The following is a 17,892-nucleotide window of genomic DNA, read 5'->3' on the forward strand; positions in this document are numbered from 1 at the left end:
CCTCACATGAAATCGACGCTGCCGAGGAAGACCTGGCCACGGCGCCGGCAGCAGGAGTACGGCCGCCACAAGGCCCAGGCGTAGTCGCCCTGCTGGGCCTGCACGCGGGTGCGGTTGTGCGGGAAGACCGCGCAACTGTTCGAGAGCGTGGGCGTCAGCTCCTGCCACTTGCCCGTCGAGGCGTCGGTCTCCATCAGCGCGCCGGCCGGCCAGTAGCCGTCGCGGGCGCTGGCCAGCAGGGGCTGGTACACGTGAATCTGGTTGCGGCGCGTCACGATGTCGCCCGCGCGCTGCGCGACCACGGCGCCGCTCTTGTGGTCGTCGGTCTGGTGCAGGAAGCCACCGCGGGGATACACGTTGCCCCAGAGGTTCAGGCCGGTGCGCGTACCGATTTCGCGCCGGCCGGGGATGAGCGCTTCGGGATAGAACGCTTCCGGGATGTTGTAGCGCCAGGCGATCGTGTCGAGCGTGCTCAGCAGATACGGCATGAAGGCCGTGCCAGCGCCTTCGCAGGTGTAGCCGGAGGCGCTGGCGAACTGGCTGAACACCATCCCGGCCGGATGGCCGATGACATCGGCGTTCTTGAACTTGGCGAGGTTGTTCTCGTTGTCGTGATTGGTCGTGCCGTCACCGCCAGCCTTGGCGCTCGGGTTGGGCATGCTCATCGCCCTGACTTCCTGCCACGGGTTTTCTCCGGTGTTCGAGTAGCTCGACACCACCGCATCGGGGACGTAGTGGCGCACCTTGACGGAGGTGCGAACCGAGCAGCCGAAGGGCGTGCAGTACAGCCAGTAGCAGATTCCGACCACGCGGTATTCGAGGCAGTCGGGGGACAGCGCCGACGAGACGATGGTGGCGGTGTCCAGGGCGAACGTCGACGTGGCCGCGCTCAGCAGCAGCGAGGCGGCGGTGGCGCGCAGGCGCCGGCGTGCCAGCAGGAGGCTCATGGCTGCGTGCTCCGGTAGGCGTTGATGCGCGCGACGGCGCGGGGCACGTCGGGCTCGCCGTAGACCACGTAGCGTCGATCGACCACCACGGCGGGAATCTTGGCGATGCCCAGTCCCCAGGCATCCGCGACACCTTGATAGGCATGGCCGATGCGGCGCTGCAGCGCCTCGCCGCCGTCATGCAACCGCTGCCGCACCACGGCTGCGGCCTGTTGCGGGTCGGCCGGCAGGTGCGCGGCGAGTTCGACCTCGATGCGCGTGGCCTGGTCCAGCTCGATGATCCGCACGCCGGCCGGGGCCTGCACCGGATGACGGCTGTCGGTGACGATGAGCACATCGGCGGCCGCCGCGATGGGACCGAGCAGCGCGGCGCACAGGCCAGCGGCCAGCCGGGCGGCCAGGGGGTGCCGCGAGGCGGCAGGAAGGTTGAGGGAATGAGCCGGCATGTCGCGCCTCCGCGGAGTCGATGCAGACTCGTAGTCGAGCGCAACGCAGATCAGGGGACGACAAAGAAACCGAAACCGGTCAGTCCCGATTCTCTGCGGGCCGGCGAAAAGAAGCGGGAGCCAAGGGCTCCCGTGGTGATGAAAGGAATGCGCGTGGGGTGGTGCTGCTACAGCAAGCCGGCTTCGGCGAACGAGTACGGGCTGCCCTTGCCGACGATGAAGTGATCCAGCACCCGGACATCGACGGTGGCCAGGGCGCTCTTCAACCGCTCGGTGATCGCACGATCGGCGGCCGAGGGCTCGGTGTTCCCCGAGGGGTGCTGATGCGCCAGGATCAGCGCCGAAGCGTTGAGCGCCAGCGCACGCTGGACCACCACCCTCGGATACACCGAAGTCTGGTCGACCGTGCCCTTGAACAGCGGCTCGAAGGCGAGTACCTGGTGCTGGTTGTCGAGAAACACGACAGCGAAGATTTCGTTCGGCTCCGCGACCAGTTTCAGGCGCAGGTAGTCGCGCACGGCGGCGGGACTGCCCAGCGCCGGGCCGGCCTTGAACACGCGGTTCTCCAGCAGGGTGATGGCCTGCCGGATGATCCAGTCTTCGTGCTGGGCGGCGAGCAGGGTGAGCGACTCCGGGCGGGAGTCGGCGATGACGAGAGACATGGCGAACCTCCAATGGATGAGATCGGAGGGCGCCTGCCCCTGGAGGGCAAACCCTCCTGGGAACGATGGGGATGGAACGGGTGACGAGCGGGCATCCACCACCGCGGATGCGGTGGCTGTTCGCGTCAAGGGATGCGATGCGAACGGGTTTCGATCAACGCGGACGAGCCGCGCCGCAGCCTTGAAGATCGATGGCTACCTGGGCATGTCACCGGCAACGCCGGCGGGCATGTCTGGGGAATGGGCGGGTTCGGCTGCGGTCGTGCTGCCGGCGGCAAGCAGGTCGATGGCCGACAGCAAGGCATCGCCTTCGACGGGGCCGTGCAGCAGGAGGGTCTTGCCGGACTCGCGGTCGCGCAGTTGCAGGGCCGGCGTGGCCGCGATGCCCTGCTGTGCTGCTTCCGCCGTCTGGGCACGGATGACCGCATCGGGGCGATCGCTGTCGAGACAACCCTGCATGGCTGGCGTGAGGTCGGGATAGCGCAGGCCCTCCGGCAGGCCCTGGCCGTCGCCACGGGTGTGCGCGTAGAGCCACGCCACGGCTTGCCAGAACGTGGCATGTCCGCCGGTCTCGCCCGCGCACTCGGCCAGGCGCGCCCCGGCAGTCGCGGCCGGCTCGTGCATGGACAGCGGCAGGTGGTGCCACTGCCAATTCACCTCGGGATGGGCGTCGATCCAGCGCTTGAGCGCGGGGAAGTAGGCCCGGCAGTACGGACACTCCAGGTCGGCGTACCCGACCACCGTGAAGCGCGCATCGGCACGGCCATACAGCCAGGGCGGGCCGGCCGGTTTCGGCGCTTCGGACCCGGCGGCGACCAGGGACATGGACTCGGTTGCCGGATGCGGCGCGCGCAGCAGCATCCACGAGGCCACCGCAATCGTCGCCACGATCAGCAGACCGATCCGGGGATGACGGCGGGCGAAGGAAGGCATGCGCATCGTGTCGCTCCCGTCAGGCCAACGTATCCAGCGCCAGAGGTTCGATGCCCCGCGCACGGTCGATCTTCTCGGCCACGCGGAAGGCGGCATCCAGCTCGCTGATGCCGTGCTGCTGCATCAACTGGAAGCGTTCGGCCTTCTCCTCGGGCTCGGTCATCGCCATCGCCAGGTAGAGGCTGGGCGGCACAGCGCGGAACAGCACTTCCATCGACTTGGACAGGATGACGCCCTCGCTGAACTTGCCGGCCTCCTTGCGTGCCGAGAGCATCAGCGCCTTCTGCGACGCGTTGAGTTCGCGGAAGCGCGCGATCTTCTCGACTTCATCGGGTGGCATCGACAGGCAGATCCACCACTCGATCATGTTGAGCATCGGCTCGGCCGCCTTCGGCAGGTCGTCCAGGTTCTGCGTGGCGAGCCAGAACCAGGCGCCGAGCTTGCGCCACATCTTGGTGATCTTGACCACGTAGGGCGCGAGCAGCGGGTTTTTGGTGATGATGTGGCCTTCGTCCGTCACGTTGATGATCGGGCGGCCCAGGAACTGGTCGCGCTCGGCGATGTTGTTGACGGTGTTGATGAGCGAGATGTAGGCAATCGAGAGTTGGGCGTTGTAGCCCTCGCGCGCGAAGGTGGCCAGGTCCACGATGGTGATGTCCGCCTCGGGCCACGGCGTGCCGGACCGGTCGAACATCTCGCCGTCCACGCCCTGGCAGAACATGTCCATGGCGTCGGCCATCTCCAGCAACCGGGCGCGCCGCATCTCCGGCAGCGTGGCGTCGCGGGCGCGCTCGCGCAGCGCGTCGCGCACATCGCGGGTCAGCACCGTGCGCTTCTCCGCTACGCATTGCTGTGCCGCATCGAGAATGCACTGGCGGATCAGGCTGCGGTCGGCGCGGGTCATGCGCGCTTCTTCCTTGTCCTCGCCACCGGTGATCATCAGTCGCGCAGTGATCTCCAGCTCCCCGAGCACGTCGCGCTGCTCGTCGCCTTCCACGGCCATGCCGGAATCGGTCTGGTCTTCGTCGAGCGCATCGGCGTCCAGCGTCTGTACCTGGCTCGGCGTATCGACCAGGCGCCAGGCGTCGGCGAACGGAGCCAGACTGACGCCCGCGCCGGGTGCAAGTTTCACCCGATGCACGGTGAGACCCAGCCGTGCCGCGAAGTCGCCAAACAGGCCGAAGCTGTTGCCCGCCTCGACGATGAACAGGCGCGGCCGATAGATCGCCGTCACCTGATTCAGGATGTTGTTGAGCGTCGCGCTCTTGCCCGAACCCGTGGGGCCGAACAGGAACAGATGCGCGTTCATCTGCCGGTCGAGGCGGTTCAACGGATCGAAGGTGATCGGGCCGCCGCCGCGGTTGAAGAACGTGATGCCCGGATGCCCCGTGCCCTGGCTGCGGCCCCAGACCGGCGCCAGGTTCGCCGCATGTTGCGCGAACATGAGCTGGGTGTACCACTGGCGCTTGTCGGAAGCCGGATCGAACACACACGGCAGCCAGCGCAAATAGCTGTTCAGCGGCGCCACCTCGTCCTCTTCGCGTACCGGTTGCAGCCCGGCGTTGAGCATCACGTTGACGAGCTGCAGGCCGCGCGCATCGAGCTGGGCCAGGTCGCGGCCGCGCAGGTAGAACGCCAGCGCGCCGCGGTAGAGCTTGTGCGCGCTGCCGATCAGGCCGCGCGCCTGCTGCACGTCCTGCCGGGTCTGCTCCGAGGCCAGGGTCTCGCCGACGGCCTTCCTGGCGAGGTGGTTGAGGTGCGCCTCCAGCACGTCCTGGGGTGTGGCGACCAGCGTCAGGCACATCACCGTGTCCTCGGGCATCTGGTCGAACAGCGCGTTCATGGCATCGCCGCCCTTGCGCGTCTCGCCCGTCAGATGGCCCGTCACGGGTGGCGTGCGCAGGCGATCCATCACGATCACCCGATGCGGCATGCCGTCGAAGAACCACAGGCCGTTGGGCACGTCCGAACGTGGCTGGCCGAAGAACAGGCGCTGCGCGAAGTCAGTGCCGCTGGCGAGTTCGATCTCTCCCTCCTCCCGCTCTTCCGGGTAGCGGGTCAGCGCGTAGAAGCGTTCCCGATCTTCGGCAGTGGCACCGAGCAAGGTCGGATTCGGGTTGAACCAGCGCAGCAGCCAGGCGTGGATATCCGCCGCGCCGAGACGCCGAGCCTTCACGCCGGCATTGGCCAGCCCGCCGGCGAGGCGGTCGCAGATCGTCGTCAGCGCCTGCTCGGGCGACTGGCCGCGCCGCGGAGTCGGGGCCGCGGACGTGCGGCGGTAGACCACCATGCGCACACGCCGGACCTGGCCGCGCCACGGCAGGCGCGTCACCGTGGTGTCCTCGAACAGGCCACCCGGCTTGGCGATGGCCCGCAGGTGATGGGCAAAGAAGCGCAGGTAGAAGTCGCTGAACGCGGCGCCCTGCGCACGCGGCTGCAGATAGTTCGCCAGGGAGCGCAGATAGTTGTCCCAGTCGGCCTCGTCCTGGGCGTAGAGCTGCACCACCCAGGGGTTGTCGTCCAACTCGTCGAAGGAGTCCTGCAGGGCGTTCTCCAGCGCATCGCGCGCCTGCCATAGCCAGGCCATCTCGCGGCCCTCGGTGCCGACCGGCGCCAGCTCGAAGAAGGCCGCCACCGACTGGCCATCTTCCAGCAGCATGCACTTCGTGTCGGGCAGGTACTCGACCCAGGGCAGCAAGTCCGCGAACGACGGCGCGACGCCATAGAGCGCATCGTGGTCGGCCTGGGTGGCCGGCCTGCGCCGGCCCCGGCCGAGCGCGCTGCCCGGCTCGGCGACACCCTGTGCCGCCAGCGCCGTTACGTGCCGTGCCCAGGCGTCATCGGCCGCATCTGCGGCGTCAGCCGGTGATGCGTCGGGCCTGCGTGACCACGGCAGCGACCAGGCCATCAGTAGTCCTCCACGCGCTCGCCCGGCATCGCGTACTGCACGCGCTGGTAGAGCGGGAACACCGTGCTGTAGCCAGGTACCGGCACCGGGTCGGTGCCCGCGAGATGCGGGAACACGTACATCACCAGGTCGGGGTTCGGCAGGCGGTGGAACTGGCGGTGAATCTCGTTCTGCGCGGTGCGGGTGTAGCGCGCCTGCACGCCGGGCGCCGCCTGCACATCGGCCTCGGTCAGTGGCCGGCGCAGGCCCTGGCGCGCATCGAGCAGTTGCCGCGCGGCCTGGCCGCTGACCGCGCTGCCGCCGGCCTCCTGATGCCAGATGTCGAGCATGGTGCTGTCGCCATGCGGCAGCAGCTTCTCCTTGCTGGTGGCGCAGGCGCCGAGCAGGGTGGCCGCCAGCAGCACGGCGCTCGCGTCAATCCAGATCCGAGGCATGGGCTTCTCCGGTGCGGTGGTGGACCCGACGCCCCTTGGCGTCGTAGTCGATGTCGAGCGGCTGCTCCAGATGCACGGCCACCCTGGCGCCGGGCTGCACGTAGACCGCCGCGAAGGCCTGGCCGTAGAGCTTGTTGACCCAATCGGCCATGTCGCGCACGCCGCCCGCGAGGATGCGGCCCATCGCTTCGTTGCCGCTGGTGCCGACGGTGCCCAGCGAGCCGTTGCTGTTGGCGACCACGGCAACGCTGCCGTTGTCGGACTTGATGAGCGAGGCTGCGCCGGCGCCGGCCGCGGTGATGAGTGCCTGGCTGCCCAGGTACTGCTGGGCGTTGCTGCGCCGCTCGCCGCTGACGCAGGGAATGCCGTAGGGGTCGCTGATCCAGCCCAGGCCGCCCTGGATGCTGGCGCCGTTGTGACCCGAGTTGCCGCCACTGCTGCCGCCCTTGCTGCTGTCCTCCGGCACCGTGCGGATGGTGCCGTCCTGGAACACGAACGTGACCGTGCGGATTTGCCCGCGCACGCACGAGAGCGTCCAGTCGCCCGAGGCCGTGCCGCTGACCACGGCGCCGGCCACGTCGGGGATGTCGATGCCGTTGGCCGTGAGGTTGTCCGGGCCGACCAGCACCTTGAACGGATAGGGATCGTTGACCGTTCCATCGATCGGCACGCGCCCGATCAGTGCCGTCATGGCAATCGACCCCATGAGCGTCGAGTTCGACGGCACGGTGTAGACCGCCTTCGTGGATGCGCCCACCGCGCGGCTGCCGACGTCGGCGACGGATTCCACTGCGGCCGACAGGCTTTTCTGGGCCGGCCCGAAGCTCAGGGGAAAGCTCGGCTCCTTGCTGCCGTTCTTGGCGTCGACCTTGGCATCGTCGGGCTCCACCCACTGCGTGCCACCGACGCCGCGGTTGAAGCGCTTGCCGTCACCCTCTTCCAGCCCCAGCCCGACGGGCAGATCGGACGGGCCACCCTTGCCGGAAAGGCCGTCCAGTTGCCGCTGCAGATCCTGCAGCAGCCCCTGGGTCTGCTGCCTGTCGCTCGCCACCTGATTGCGCTCCTGCTCCAGGCGGTTGCGTTCGCCTTCCAGCGCGCTCTGGATGCGTTGGTCGATCGCGCTTTCCCGCGCACGCAGGCGCTCGTTCTCGGCCTTGTGCTGCTTGTTGTCGCCGAGCGCGCTCTGCAGCTCGGTGCGCAACTGCTTCACCTGGGCCACCAGCGTGGCAACGGTATCGCGCGGCGTGTCGCCAGCGATGCCCAGGGCATTCATCTCCTCGGGCGTGAGCGTACTGGCCGCGCCCTTGGGAGCGGGCTGGCCGCCGGGCGCGCCGGAGAACAGCTTGATGCCGACGAACACCAGCAGCAGCGCCATTGGGATCAGCAGCCACTTGAGCAGCGGATTACTCTTCATCGCGCGCTCCTCCGGTCGAGCCGGCCGCGGCGGCCGGCGGCAGGTTTACGGTGGCGTCGATCGGGCTCAGCGCCGGCAGCAGCGACTCGGCCAGGCCGTGGCTGCGCGTGACCAGATAGAGCACCGTGGTGTCGGACGGGGTGCCGGCCGGCCCCAGGTTCGGATGCTGGAAGGTCGCCGCCACGAAGTTCCCCTGCAGGGCGCGCGGGTCGAGGTCGAGCCAGCGCGCCGCGGTATTGGTGAGTCGCACGGCCGTCACCCGCTGGTCTTCCAGGCGCCACGCGGCCAGTGCCCGCGCGTGCACCGGCAGCGTCGGCAGCAAGGTGTCCAGCGCGAGGCCGCGGCGCAGGTTCACGCGCCCGATGCCGGCGACCGGCTCGACGGTGCGCAGCGGCGCGTACAGGTGCTGTGCGGCATGGCGCGTCAGCACGACCGGAACCGGCGTTTCGCGCCGGGGAACGGATTTGTCTGCGGGCGCAATGGCCTGCTCGTCCGCGCCGCCTGCTGCACCGCCGCCGTAGCGCTTCGCGGGGGCTTCCGCTTCCACGATGCGCACCGGCTCCAGCGGCGCCTGGCCGTCCTTCGCCGGCTCGGCGGCGATGTCGAGCAGGATCAGCGCGCCGGATTCCACGTCCTGCAGTTGCAGCCGCGTGGGCGGAATCGGCTCGCTCGCCCGCAGGTAGATCGCGCCGCCCGCACTCTGCACGCGCAGGTGATCGCCGACGCTGGCCGGCACGCCGACGCGCACATTGCGATCGATGAAGACCACGCGCTCTTGGCCGACCACCAGCGGCACCGGCAGGGGCAGGCGCTCCCAGCGCAGGATTTCCACGGCCTGGCTGGCCGGCACGAAACCGAGGGTCAGCAGGACGCCGGTCAGGGCCGACAAGGCAACGGACTTCATGGGGAGTCTCCCTGCAGGTGGCCGGAGGTGTTGGCGGGCGCGCCGGCCTGGGCCGGCGTCGGCGGCGTTTCGATGCGCTGGGGTGCGCTGGCGTAGCAGTCCAGCGCCAGGCCAAACGGGTTGTGCTCGGGGTCGATGTCCAGCCGGACGACCTTGATGGGGTAGCGCACCAGGGCGCGCTTGACCTGCTCGGAGCCGTAGTATTCGTCCGCGCTCACGTCGAGCGTGACGATCCAATCGCGGTCGGAAACCACCTTGACGCGCGTGGCCGGATCATCGCCATAGCCGCGGCCGGGAATCTCGTAGATGCCGCGCACGCGCTGGCGCAGCTCGCCACTGGCGCGCCGGTACTCGTAGTCCTGTTGCAGAAAGGCCCGGCAGCTCGGCGTCAGGTAGGCCGACAGCGCGCGCAGGTTGCGCGGGTAGTCTTCTTCGCCGTTCGTGGGCCAGCGCTGCACCTGCTGCCAGATGTAGAAGGAGAAGGCATACACGCTCTCGGGCGGCACGTCCCACCATTTGCGCGTGCTGCCCGAGCGCAGGTCCGGCGGCACATGGATGGTGAGACTCTTCGGAGCACTCCACCAACCGAAGCCGAGCAGCAGCGCCACCGCGAACAGCGCGCCGGCCCCCAGACGCAGCGTCTTCACGTGCGCCTGCAGGTGCGCGACCTCGTTCTTGAAACGGCTCATGGCGCACCTCGATCGGCGTTGCGCCGGGTCGTCCAGTAGCCCGAGCGGATGATGAGGCGCTGGCCGCCCAGGAGCGCTGCCAGCGCCGGATGCCGCAGGGCCAGCCGCCATTGGAGCTGCCGGTACAGCCAGGTGTCGGGCCGGCCGCGCTTCTGTGCGCGCAGGAAGCCACCGCCGACGAAGACGCCCAGCGCGATACCGGCGACGATCAGCGTGGGCACCATGGCGATGCTGTGCGTGAGCCAGGCCAGCGGCAGGCCGAGCGCGAACCCGGCTGCGGCCGACAGGCCGGCGCAGATCCACAACTCGTCGGCGGTCAGCCCGCGCACGACCACCGGCTGGCGGTTCAGCCGGTGCGGCAGGAAGGTCACCAGCGTGTCGCGCAGGGTCTGCGAAGGGACGGCCATCGCTTGCCGCCCTCACAGCACGCCGGTGGCCTTGGTGAGCAGCCAGATGCCGACCACCAGCAGGATCGCGCCCACGGCGACCGTCAGGCCGAACTGGCCCCAGGTGGCGCGGCCGGTGTGGATCTCCGAGTAGCGGGTGTAGGCGTGATAGCAGACACCGACGAACATCGAGGCGACCACGAGCAGCGCGATCAGCAGCACGATGTCGTAGCCGTAGTTCTGCAAGGTCTGCAGGATGCCGCTGCCCTGGCCGCGCGAAGGGTCCTCCATGGTCGGCAGGCCTTGCGCGAAGGCCGACAGCGGCAGGCCCGCGAGCGCCAGCGCCAGCGGCAGCAGCGGAGCGGCGATGCGGGACGGAATGCGATGGGATGTCGTTGGCGTGTTCATGGCGTATGGCCTTTCGTGACGGTCAGGAGAGGAGGAAGAACGTCAGCACCAGGTACATCGCCACGAAGCGCACGACGACGGCGAGGAACTGACGTTCAGTGATGCGGTGCTCGGCCCAGCCGACGTAGGCGGTGCGCATCGCCCACACGCCCCACAGCAGCAACACGGCGAACACGAAAGCGAGCACGACGGCAGAGACGGCCGAAGGCGCAAAGCCGCCATTGGCCTGGAAGGCGGCGACCTGATCGGCAGAGGGCGTCATGGCGACGGCTCCTCGTCGTCGACGCGCTCGCGGCGGACGTAATCGCCGGCCAGCGGGACGGGATCGCGCGGCTGGGCGCGCTGGGGCACGAGGTAGTCCTGCAGGCCGGCGCGAACGCGCTTCAGGTCTGCGCGCAGTCGGGCGTAGTCGAAGTGGTAGCGGGCGCGTTCCTGCGGCGCGGTATGGGCGGCGTGCTCGGCCAGGCGATCGATCAGGTCGAGCTGGCGGGCGAGCGCGGCGAGCTGCTCACGCTCCATGGCGACGCCGTCGGCGGCGACGGCAGGCTGCAGCGCCGAGAACGACACAGCCAACACCACGGCAAGCGCAGGCCATGCGGATGTGCGGCGGTTGGTCTGTCCCATCGTGCCATTCCCCGTTGAAGCGGATGGCCAGATGCTGTGACGCGCTCTCGCTTCGCGCCGCAGGGAATGGGAACTACGGCATGACCGGATTTGTTGGTCGCGCTGGCCTGCATTCGCGCAATGCCTGGTGGATTTCTTGTTGGCTAGCGCCTACCACCTTTTGGTAGAATTGAGCAAACTTGGCAATCCAAAGTCACGAAAGACCAAACCAGATGGTTTTCAGATGAGTGAAGTCGAGAGCGAGATCCTCACGCTGGAGGAGGTCGCGGCCTACCTCAAAGCCGGCAAACGCACGGTCTATCGCCTTGCCCAGAAAGGAGAGATTCCGGCGTTCAAGCTCGGGGGAACCTGGCGCTTTCGCCGTTCGGAGCTGGATCGCTGGATCGCCGAAAGCATCAACAAGACGAAGCCGGAGGCCGAGTGAGCGCGGACCATGCCAGCCGCCGAATCACGCTCGGGGAAGAACAAGGGGAGGATCGCCGTTGACAACACAGCAGCTTCTGACGCCGCACCAGAGCCAGTACTTTGCTTGGCTGCTGACCAGGCGTGCAGCAGGCGACTCCGTGGAGTCGCTGGCTTCGACTTTGGTCGATTCGCAGGTCGATCTGAATCCCCATCAGGTCGAGGCAGCGCTCTTCGCTTGCCGCAACCCCCTCTCACGCGGCGTGATCCTCGCCGACGAGGTTGGTCTAGGCAAGACCATCGAAGCCGGCTTGGTCATCTCCCAACGCTGGGCGGAACGGCGGCGGAAGGTGCTCATCATCGTTCCGGCGAACCTGCGCAAGCAATGGCACCAAGAGCTGCAGGACAAGTTCGGCCTGCAAGGGCTGATCCTCGAAGCCAAAAGCTACAACGCAATCCGCAAACAAGAGCAGCGGAACCCGTTCCTGTTCGCCTCCGGTCCGATCATCTGTTCCTACCAGTTCGCGAAGGCCAAGGCTGACGATGTCAAGAGCATCGACTGGGACTTGGTCGTCCTCGACGAAGCGCATCGCCTGCGCAACGTCTACAAAACCAGCAACGTCATCGCCAAGACCCTCAAGGAGGCGCTGTCGCGCGTTCACTCCAAGGCGCTCCTGACCGCGACGCCGTTGCAGAACTCGCTGCTCGAACTCTATGGGCTGGTCAGCTTCATCGATGACCGCGTGTTCGGAGACCTTGATAGCTTCCGCTCGCAATTCACTGGCCGAGAGCAATCCTTCAGCAGCCTGCGTGACCGACTGGCCCCCATCTGCAAGCGCACCCTGCGCAAACAGGTTCAGCCCTACGTGTCGTACACAGCGCGCAAGGCCATCGTCGAGGAGTTCACGCCGTCGAGCGAAGAGCAGGAACTTTCCAGGCTCGTCGCCGATTACCTGCGCCGCCCTAACCTCAAGGCCCTGCCCGAGGGGCAGCGCCAACTGATTTCGCTCGTACTATGGAAGCTGCTCGCCTCCAGCACGCATGCGATTGCGGGCGCGTTGGAGACGATGGCCAAGCGTCTCCAGGGTGTGCTCGACGAAGTCACCGAGGCTCCCGATCTGGTCGATGAACTCGACGAGGATTACGAGTCGCTCGACGAAACCGCCGATGAGTGGAGCGACCAAGACTCAGATGTCGAAGCATCGAGCCGAACGGAACGCGATGCCATCGCGCAGGAGATCGACGAGCTGCGCCACTTCAAAGCGCTGGCAACCAACATCCGTGACAACGCCAAGGGCAAGGCGCTGCTCACCGCGCTGGATCGCGCCTTCGCCGAACTGGATCGGTTGGGCGCGGCCCGGAAGGCCATCATCTTCACCGAGTCCAAGCGCACGCAGGAATACCTCCTCAACTTGCTGGCCGACACGCCATACGGCGACGGCATCGTGCTCTTCAACGGCACCAATAGCGACCAGCGTGCGCAGGCGATCTACAAGGACTGGCTGAAGCGCCACGAAGGCACCGACCGCATCACCGGCTCCAAGACCGCCGACACCCGTGCGGCACTGGTCGAGCACTTCAAGGAGCGTGGCAAGGTCATGATTGCCACCGAGGCTGGAGCCGAAGGCATCAACCTCCAGTTCTGCTCGCTCGTCATCAACTACGACCTGCCGTGGAACCCGCAGCGCATCGAGCAGCGCATCGGGCGCTGCCACCGCTACGGTCAGAAGCACGACGTGGTGGTGGTCAACTTCGTCGACCGCAGCAATGAGGCCGATGCACGGGTGTATGAGCTGCTGTCGCAGAAGTTCCAGCTCTTCGAGGGCGTGTTTGGGGCTAGCGACGAAGTGTTGGGCGCCATCGGTTCGGGCGTCGATTTCGAGCGGCGTATCGCCGAGATCTACCAGAACTGCCGAGAGCCCGAGGAAATCAAGTCCAGCTTCGAGCAACTCCAGTCCGACCTCTCCGGCGAGATCAACGAGGCGATGGTCAAGACGCGCCAGGTATTGCTTGAGAACTTTGATGAGGAGGTGCAGGAGAAGCTGCGCATGCGGGCCGACGACAGCCGCAACGCGCGCAACCGCTTCGAGCGGATGCTGATGGACTTGACCCGCGCCGAACTGGTTCATTGCGCCGCGTTCGATGACGACGGCTTCGATCTCCGCCACATACCGACTGGAGTCGAGCACAGCGGCCTCACGGGCATCGAGCTGGGGCGCTACGAATTGCCCCGCCGCTCCGGCGACGCGCACCTATACCGCATCAATCATCCGCTGGCGCGATGGGGCATCGAGCAGGCCAAGGCTCGCGCACTCAACGGGGCTCGTCTCGTCTTCGACTACAACGCCTACGGTTCAAAGATCAGCACGCTTGAAGCCTGGCGCGGCAAAGCCGGATGGCTCATCGTGAAGCTGATCTCGGTCGAGACACTCGGCAACCAGGAGCAACATCTGCTGGTTGCCGCGGGCACGACCGATGGCGTCGTGCTCGCGGAAGAAGACCCGGAAAAACTGCTGCGCCTGCCCGCGACCACGCAGGCGGCCAGTCTGTTCAATGCCCCTGACGCCACCCTGCTGGCCGACGTGGAAGCCCGCAAGACCGCGCTCCTGCGCGACGTCAACGAGCGCAACCTCGGCTACTTCGAGCAGGAAGTCCAGAAGCTGGATGCCTGGGCGGACGACCTGAAGCTCGGTCTGGAGCAGGAGATCAAGGAGATCGACCGCGAGATCAAGGAGGTGCGCCGAACCGCCGCGACCTCGCCGACGCTGGAAGAAAAACTGTCATGGCAGAAAAAGCAGCGCGAACTGGAAGGCAAGCGCAGCAAGCTGCGCCGCGAGCTGTTTGCCCGGCAGGACGAAGTCGAAGCGCAGCGCAATGACTTGATCAGCCAGCTTGAAGTGCAACTCCAACAGCAGGTCGAGGAGCGCACGCTGTTCACTGTCGAGTGGGAGCTGGTCTGATGGCAACAGTTATCGCTCGCCCCCTCGAACTCGATCTGCTGTGCCAAAAACTTGATGCGGACTACGCGAACCGAATCACCGGGACGGGAAACACTCCAGAGTCTCGGCGTAGAAACTACCTGTCCAAGGCAATCGCGGCATTCGTCCTGCACGAAGACGCTGGCGCCAATCTGGATGAGGCCGTGGCCGCCAGCATCGATGGTGGCCAGGATCATGGTATCGATTCGGTGTTCGTTTCAACGGATCAAACGATCTGGCTGGTCCAGTCCAAGTACAAGGAGTCAGGCACCGGCGAGCCCGAACTCGGTGATGTATCCAAATTTCGGGATGGCGTAACCGACCTTCTGCAAGGACGCTGGAATCGCTTCAATAACGCCCTGCAAAACCGCCAAGCGGCAATCACCAACGCCTTGAACAGTGGTGTCTGCAGGATCAAAGTCGTGCTGGCCTATTCCGGCACGGCGGTGTCCGATGATCGGCGCGACATCTTTGCCGACTTGGAGCGCGCGTTCAATGGCGCGAATCCGGGCTTTCTTCGGTGCCATGCTTATGGGCTCACGACCCTGCACGACCTACATCTAGACGGAGTTTCGGCCCAGCCCATAGAAGCCGAAGTCGAATTGAAGGACTTCGGCCACACGCAGGAACCCTACCGGGCGTTCTACGGGCGCATGGACGGCAAACGGCTCGCCGAGCTTTGGGCGGCACACGAAGAACATCTGGTTGATCGGAACATTCGCCGGTTCAAGGGCACGACCACCGTCAATGCAGGGCTGACCGAGACACTCCTACAAGAAGCACAGCACTTCTTCTACTTCAATAACGGCGTCACCTTCCTCTGCGATTCCATAACGGAACAGCACCCCCGCGACCCGCATCGTCAGACTGGGACGTTTCGCATTCGCGGGTTGTCCATCATCAACGGCGCGCAAACGGTTGGGGCGATCGCCCGCGAGCCACTGGCCCACTACGATGCTCATCCCACCGTAGTCATGGCGACTTTCGTTTGTCTTGAGAACGCGCCTGATGGTTTTGGCGATCGAGTCACCCAATCGCGCAACCGCCAGAATGCCGTTGAGCTGGAAGATTTTGCCGCGCTTGATGAACGTCAGACCATGTGGCAGCAGACCTTGCAGATGGCCGGCGTCACCTATCTGGTCAAGCAGGGGGAGGACGATCCGCCGCTATCACCAACCTGCTTCAGCGCACGTGAACTCGCGCCGTTCCTGGCTTGCACCGTAACCACGAACGACTGGCAGGACTACGTGACCGCGGCCAAGGCCGACAAGAAGAAGCTGTTTGGGCGGGAGGGGTTGGTATCAGCCACCGACCCCTTACGTCAGTCCTACGAACGACTCTTCGCTGACTCGCTCACGGCAAGGCAAATGTGGCGGATAGTCCAAATCGGCCGAGTGGTCGTAGAGAAAGTCCGCGCACGTGCCACCGCCGAGGGCGATCCCGCCGGCTTGCCAGCGGGGACACTCCCTGCACGGGAGATTCTCAATCACGGCGCCTGGTTGGTTCTACACGTCATCTTCATCCGCCTTCAGTTGCAGAACGGGTCGACGCTGGCGTTGACCCAGGATGAACTGACAGCGATTTCACGCGAGGTCGATCTTGTTTGCGAGCGTCTTGTGAGTTCTGTCCAGGGCGAGCAGTGGAACAAGCAGGCGCGGAGCGTGTTCGAGAACAAGACTGATTGTCGAACTGTAAAGGGACGCCTGATGGCGGCCTTGGCGCAGCAGAATCAGGGGGCAAATCAATAATGCTCGCAAACATCAAAGGTTTGGTCGATCGACTGGAGCTTTCCCAGGCCAAGGCAATGATGCCTCTTTACGAGGCTATCTCGAATGCCGTCGATGCAATCGAAGAGCATCAAGACGGCTTCAGCAATCATTCGATTCGCATCCGGCTGGTGGCAGCCAACGATCTTGCCCATCAAGCTGGGGATGGGACTCTGGTCGTGGACGGCTTTGATGTCATTGATGATGGCGTTGGCTTCAACGACAAGAACCTGGCTTCGTTTCAAGAGGCGCACACGCTTTCAAAGGTCAGGGTCGGCGGCCGAGGTGTCGGGCGCTTCACCTTCCTGAAGGTCTTTTCATCCGTACACATCCGCAGTGTCTTCAAACGCGACGGCAAGGCTTTGCTGCGCGAGTTCGACTTCAGCATCCAAGATGAACTGAAAGGCGCAGACACCACGTCTGAAATCAGAGAGGCATGTGGCACGCATACCTCTTTGCGGGGCATGGATGACAAGTTTCGGGCTGGGTGGCCTACCCAGCCCGAGACCATCGCTGAACGCATCATTGCGCACTTCCTGATCCGGTTTGCGGCCCGCTCCTGCCCTCCGATGACTCTGGAGTCTCCGGGACATGCTCCGATTGATCTGCACGCTCTGTTTCAATCAACAGTTCTGGCGCACATCCAAGAGCAGTTCTTCGAGGTATCGGGGCATACATTTGCCTTGCAGGCATATCGTCACCGAGACGGACGCTCGCGCCATGAACTCAACTTGTGCGCGAACGGGCGCGAAGTCACCACGAGCAAGCTGCGAGACTTGCTTCCGGAGCTTCCCGAAAAGCTGATTGACGAAGACCAAGCGCCGTACACCTTGATCGTGCTGGTCACCGGAGAGTACCTGGACGACCATGCCAACCAAGAGCGCACGCGCATCGCTTTCCAAAGCGATGAGGAGCCCGAGCTTGAGCAGACCCTCGTCTCACGACGGGCCCTGAACCAGGGTGTTGCAGGCGCGTTGCGGCCGCTGCTCTTGGACGACTTGAAGTCAACGAACGAAGAAAAGCGTGCCCAGATCGAGAAGTTCGTGGAGCAAGCCCCCGAGTACAGGGCGCTCACGCATCCTCGCTACAAGGAGATGATCGAGCAGAAGATTCAGCCAGGCCTGTCTGAAGACAAGCTGGACGAAGCGCTACTGCACGTCAAACGAGAAATTGAAGATGGAGTGCGCAAGGATTTGCGGCACGTTGCGGCCAACTTCGAAAGTCAGTCGTTCGAGCAGTACGCAGAGATGTTTCAGAAGCTGGCCGAACAAGCAAATGAGCTTGGCAAAGCTGAGCTTGCAAAATACGTCACCCATCGCCGCACCATTCTTGATCTGGTATCGCTTAGCTTAAAAAAGAGGCGGTCAGACGATAAGTATCCGCTGGAACGCGTACTTCACAAGATGCTTTTCCCGATGGGCGTCACATCCAAAGATATTTTCTTCGAGCAGCAGAACTTGTGGGTGATTGATGAACGGCTTTGCTATCACACACTGCTAACGTCCGATAAAAAGCTGAACTCCATAGACGGCCTTGAAGATACCTCCGGGAAGGAGCCGGATATTTGTTCCTTTTTCTACGACACCCCGATCGGGGTGCGGGAGCAGGAAGATTCCACGGGCTCAATTGTCGTGATCGAGTTCAAGCGACCGGGGCGTGACGATTACCAGGCGGACCCCGCCCAGCAAGTCATTAAGAGATTTGTTGAGATTCAAGAGAGCAAGCTGGACGACGTTGATGGCAGACCGATTAATGCGCGCGGAATTCGTTTCTTTGGCTATTTGATAGCTGACTTGACGCCATCTCTCAAGCGGGAAATGCGAATGAACTATCACGAGTCCATTGATGGCGAAGGCTATTTCAAAACGCTCACGGGCGGAAATGGCTACGTAGAAATTATCTCTTACGACAAGCTCCTCAAAGATGCCGCGCGCAGAAACCGCGTGCTATTTGAAAAGCTTGGCCTGCACAAGAATTAAGGTGACACGAGT

The 17,892-nt window shown here is 65.0% G+C and carries 17 protein-coding genes; 4 read left to right on the forward strand and 13 right to left on the reverse strand.

Translation table 11 applies throughout. From position 1 onward, the window contains the following. Window positions 1-2: 2 nt before the first annotated feature. The 13 genes from PCA31118_RS12200 to PCA31118_RS12260 all read right to left on the reverse strand — a co-directional run bounded on the left by PCA31118_RS12200 (window position 3) and on the right by PCA31118_RS12260 (window position 10,755). A complete protein-coding gene (locus PCA31118_RS12200) occupies window positions 3-947 on the reverse strand; it encodes a TIGR03756 family integrating conjugative element protein (RefSeq protein WP_150625473.1) in 945 nt (314 codons plus the stop codon). After that, the gene (locus PCA31118_RS12205) at window positions 944-1,393 is read right to left on the reverse strand and encodes a TIGR03757 family integrating conjugative element protein (protein WP_150625474.1); all 450 of its coding nucleotides are present in this window, start codon (window positions 1,391-1,393) and stop codon (window positions 944-946) included. Before PCA31118_RS12205 ends, PCA31118_RS12200 begins: the two co-directional genes overlap by 4 nt. 167 nt (window positions 1,394-1,560) lie before the next feature. Further along, window positions 1,561-2,055, reverse strand: a complete 495-nt coding sequence (gene radC, locus PCA31118_RS12210) for a RadC family protein (RefSeq protein ID WP_011237261.1) — start codon at window positions 2,053-2,055, stop codon at window positions 1,561-1,563. Window positions 2,056-2,250: 195 nt separating this feature from the next. Beyond that, the gene (locus tag PCA31118_RS12215; RefSeq protein WP_150625475.1) at window positions 2,251-2,994 is read right to left on the reverse strand and encodes a DsbA family protein; all 744 of its coding nucleotides are present in this window, start codon (window positions 2,992-2,994) and stop codon (window positions 2,251-2,253) included. Window positions 2,995-3,007: 13 nt separating this feature from the next. Next, on the reverse strand, window positions 3,008-5,896 hold the full coding sequence (locus tag PCA31118_RS12220; RefSeq protein ID WP_150625476.1) for a conjugative transfer ATPase: 2,889 nt from the start codon (window positions 5,894-5,896) through the stop codon (window positions 3,008-3,010). Further along, on the reverse strand, window positions 5,896-6,330 hold the full coding sequence (locus PCA31118_RS12225; RefSeq protein ID WP_150625477.1) for a TIGR03751 family conjugal transfer lipoprotein: 435 nt from the start codon (window positions 6,328-6,330) through the stop codon (window positions 5,896-5,898). The genes PCA31118_RS12220 and PCA31118_RS12225 overlap by 1 nt, the downstream gene beginning before the upstream one ends. After that, entirely contained in the window at window positions 6,311-7,744 is a 1,434-nt protein-coding gene (locus PCA31118_RS12230; RefSeq protein WP_150625478.1) for a TIGR03752 family integrating conjugative element protein, read from the reverse strand. Before PCA31118_RS12230 ends, PCA31118_RS12225 begins: the two co-directional genes overlap by 20 nt. Then, the gene (locus PCA31118_RS12235; protein ID WP_150625479.1) at window positions 7,734-8,648 is read right to left on the reverse strand and encodes a TIGR03749 family integrating conjugative element protein; all 915 of its coding nucleotides are present in this window, start codon (window positions 8,646-8,648) and stop codon (window positions 7,734-7,736) included. Before PCA31118_RS12235 ends, PCA31118_RS12230 begins: the two co-directional genes overlap by 11 nt. Beyond that, a complete protein-coding gene (locus tag PCA31118_RS12240) occupies window positions 8,645-9,337 on the reverse strand; it encodes a PFL_4703 family integrating conjugative element protein (protein ID WP_150625480.1) in 693 nt (230 codons plus the stop codon). The genes PCA31118_RS12235 and PCA31118_RS12240 overlap by 4 nt, the downstream gene beginning before the upstream one ends. After that, a complete protein-coding gene (locus PCA31118_RS12245; RefSeq protein WP_150625481.1) occupies window positions 9,334-9,744 on the reverse strand; it encodes a TIGR03750 family conjugal transfer protein in 411 nt (136 codons plus the stop codon). The genes PCA31118_RS12240 and PCA31118_RS12245 overlap by 4 nt, the downstream gene beginning before the upstream one ends. A 12-nt stretch (window positions 9,745-9,756) precedes the next feature. Then, a complete protein-coding gene (locus PCA31118_RS12250) occupies window positions 9,757-10,131 on the reverse strand; it encodes a TIGR03745 family integrating conjugative element membrane protein (RefSeq protein WP_150625482.1) in 375 nt (124 codons plus the stop codon). A gap of 22 nt (window positions 10,132-10,153) precedes the next feature. Next, on the reverse strand, window positions 10,154-10,393 hold the full coding sequence (locus tag PCA31118_RS12255; protein WP_003140997.1) for a TIGR03758 family integrating conjugative element protein: 240 nt from the start codon (window positions 10,391-10,393) through the stop codon (window positions 10,154-10,156). Next, window positions 10,390-10,755 (reverse strand): integrative conjugative element protein, RAQPRD family, encoded by a 366-nt coding sequence (locus PCA31118_RS12260; RefSeq protein ID WP_150625483.1) that lies wholly within the window; start codon window positions 10,753-10,755, stop codon window positions 10,390-10,392. Before PCA31118_RS12260 ends, PCA31118_RS12255 begins: the two co-directional genes overlap by 4 nt. A gap of 223 nt (window positions 10,756-10,978) precedes the next feature. On the opposite strand from PCA31118_RS12260, the gene mads1 reads away from it, so the two are divergent. From mads1 to PCA31118_RS12280, 4 genes are read left to right on the forward strand one after another with little or no spacing between them, the layout of a single operon-like run. Further along, the gene (gene mads1, locus PCA31118_RS12265; protein WP_031754989.1) at window positions 10,979-11,179 is read left to right on the forward strand and encodes a methylation-associated defense system helix-turn-helix domain-containing protein MAD1; all 201 of its coding nucleotides are present in this window, start codon (window positions 10,979-10,981) and stop codon (window positions 11,177-11,179) included. Between the two features lie 58 nt (window positions 11,180-11,237). Then, window positions 11,238-14,117 (forward strand): SNF2-related protein, encoded by a 2,880-nt coding sequence (locus PCA31118_RS12270; RefSeq protein ID WP_150625484.1) that lies wholly within the window; start codon window positions 11,238-11,240, stop codon window positions 14,115-14,117. Further along, complete coding sequence (locus PCA31118_RS12275) at window positions 14,117-15,883, forward strand: AIPR family protein (protein ID WP_150625485.1); 1,767 nt, start codon at window positions 14,117-14,119, stop codon at window positions 15,881-15,883. The genes PCA31118_RS12270 and PCA31118_RS12275 overlap by 1 nt, the downstream gene beginning before the upstream one ends. Then, complete coding sequence (locus tag PCA31118_RS12280) at window positions 15,883-17,880, forward strand: Shedu immune nuclease family protein (RefSeq protein ID WP_150625486.1); 1,998 nt, start codon at window positions 15,883-15,885, stop codon at window positions 17,878-17,880. Before PCA31118_RS12275 ends, PCA31118_RS12280 begins: the two co-directional genes overlap by 1 nt. Window positions 17,881-17,892: the final 12 nt, after the last annotated feature.

It is taken from the genome of Pandoraea captiosa, assembly GCF_902459775.1.
Taxonomy (GTDB): domain Bacteria; phylum Pseudomonadota; class Gammaproteobacteria; order Burkholderiales; family Burkholderiaceae; genus Pandoraea; species Pandoraea captiosa.